This window comes from Edaphosphingomonas haloaromaticamans, assembly GCF_001853345.1.
GTDB classification, from domain to species: Bacteria; Pseudomonadota; Alphaproteobacteria; order Sphingomonadales; family Sphingomonadaceae; genus Sphingomonas_E; species Sphingomonas_E fennica.
Genome location: NZ_MIPT01000001.1, coordinates 2008649 through 2010817, shown reverse-complemented (window position 1 = coordinate 2010817; position 2169 = coordinate 2008649). Strand labels below are relative to the sequence as shown.

1 protein-coding gene and 1 pseudogene are annotated in these 2169 nt (G+C 65.1%); both read left to right on the top strand.

Annotated elements, in window-relative coordinates:
- The first annotated feature begins 59 nt into the window (after positions 1 to 59).
- Entirely contained in the window at positions 60 to 1142 is a 1083-nt protein-coding gene (locus BHE75_RS09175; protein WP_254684542.1) for a hypothetical protein, read from the top strand.
- Positions 1042 to 2163, top strand: a pseudogene (locus BHE75_RS09170) (ATP-binding cassette domain-containing protein); the annotation flags it as partial. The gene BHE75_RS09175 and the pseudogene BHE75_RS09170, both read left to right, overlap by 101 nt.
- Between the last annotated feature and the right edge of the window lie 6 nt (positions 2164 to 2169).

Genomic DNA, 2169 nt, shown 5'->3' with positions numbered 1-2169 from the left:
CGCTGCCAGGCACGGCCGCGGTCGATATCAACACCATCCCGGTCGACCTGATCGAGCGTGTGGACGTCCTCACCGGCGGCGCTTCGGCCATATACGGCGCGGATGGCGTNACCGGCGTGGTGAATTTCGTCACCAAGAAGAATTTCGAGGGTATTCTCGCTCGCGGCCAGATGGGCATCTCCGAGCGCGGCGATGCCGGCAACCGCTTCTTCTCGATCACCGCCGGCAAGAATTTCGCCGACGGGCGCGGCAATTTCACGCTCAATTACGAATATGATCGCGACGAACGGCTTCAGGCGTATCAGCGCAAGCGCAACCTCACCCAGAACCGCACCACCTTCCAGAACAATCCGGACGATCCCGACGACGATCCCAACATCCCCGACAACGTGCCGCTGAAAGACGTGCGCTTCTACGACAGTTCACGCGCCGGCGGCATCGACGTCGACTTCGATGGCGTGCCGGATTATCGGTGGGACGGTTCCCCCTGGGATGGCGGCCGCTTCGTGCCGCCCTTCTACCAGCAGGGCGGCGACGGCACGCCGCGATCGGACTATATCGGCGATCTGCTGCCGGACATCGAACGGCATAATGTGAATGCGCTGTTCCGCTACGAAGTGACGGATGGCATCGATTTCTTCGTCCAGGGCAAATATGTGAAGACCAAGACCTTCACGATCAGCCAGCCGACCTTCGATTTCTACTCGCTGATCCAGCCGGACAATCCCTATCTTCCCGCCAATCTGCGCCAGATCGCGCTGGATAACGCCAATAATCCCGATATCGAGATGGCGGGCGTCCTCCTCAACCGCGACAATTTCGATCTCGGGACGCGGGGCGAGGATGTCGATCGCGAGACGATCCGCAGCGTCATCGGTTTCGAAGGGGAAATCAGCTCGCACGCCCGGTTCGAGATCAGCTACGTCTACGGCCAGACCAAGGTGAAGAACCGCCAGATCGGCAACCGCTATAACGATCGCTTCTACGCGGCGATGGACGCGGTGGACGAAGGCCAGTTCCTCACCGGCACGCCCAACGGCAATATCNGACGAACCCACCAACAATCTCGATCGCGACGGCCGCCGCGCTGTGATCGATCTTCTCCACGGCTGGCGCGCCGGCGCCATCGTCGTCAGCCATGATCGCGAGCTGCTGGAGACGATGGACGCGATCGTCGAGCTGACGTCGCTCGGCGCCACACGCTATGGCGGCAACTGGAGCCTTTATCGCGAACGCAAGGCGCTGGAGCTGGCCGCCGCCCGCCACGACCTGGCCGATGCCGAAAAGCGCGTGGCCGATGCCGCCCGCGATGCCCAGAAGATGGCCGAGCGCAAGGCGCGCAAGGATGCCGGCGGCCGGCGCAAGGCCGCCAAGGGCGATATGCCCCGCATCCTGCTCGGCACCCGCAAGAACCGCGCGGAGGCGACCGGCGGTACCAATGCCCGGCTGGCCGAGCGGCAGCGCGACGATGCGCAAAGCGCCGCCGCATCGCTGCGCGAACGGATCGAAGTGCTCCAGCCACTCACCGTCGCCCTGCCGCCCACCGGCCTCCCCGCCGGCCGGACGGTGCTTCGCGTCGACGGCCTCGGCTTCGGCCATGATGCCGCCCGCCCGTTATTCCGCGATCTTTCCCTCACCGTCACCGGGCCGGAGCGGATCGCCGTCACCGGCCCCAACGGATCGGGGAAAAGCAGCCTGCTGGCGCTGATTGCCGGCCGGCTCCGGCCACAGACTGGATCGGTACGGGTGATGGTCGACATGGCGATGCTGGACCAGCAGGTCGATCTGCTCGATCCGTCATCCTCCATCCGCGACAATTATCGCCGGCTCCATCCGGGCGCGGACGAGAATGCCTGCCGCGCGGCGCTCGCCCGCTTCATGTTCCGTGCCGATGCCGCGCTCCAGCAGGTCGCCACGCTCAGCGGCGGCCAGATGCTCCGCGCGGGCCTCGCCTGCGCGCTAGGCGGAACGGCGCCGCCGCAATTGCTGATCCTGGACGAGCCGACCAACCATCTCGACATCGATTCCATCGAGGCTGTCGAAGCGGGTTTGCGCGCCTATGACGGCGCGCTGGTCGTCGTCAGCCATGACGAGGCTTTTCTCGAAGCCATCGGCATCACGCGCCGGATAAGGCTCGGCGGCGGGAACGGCATCGACGAATGAACGACG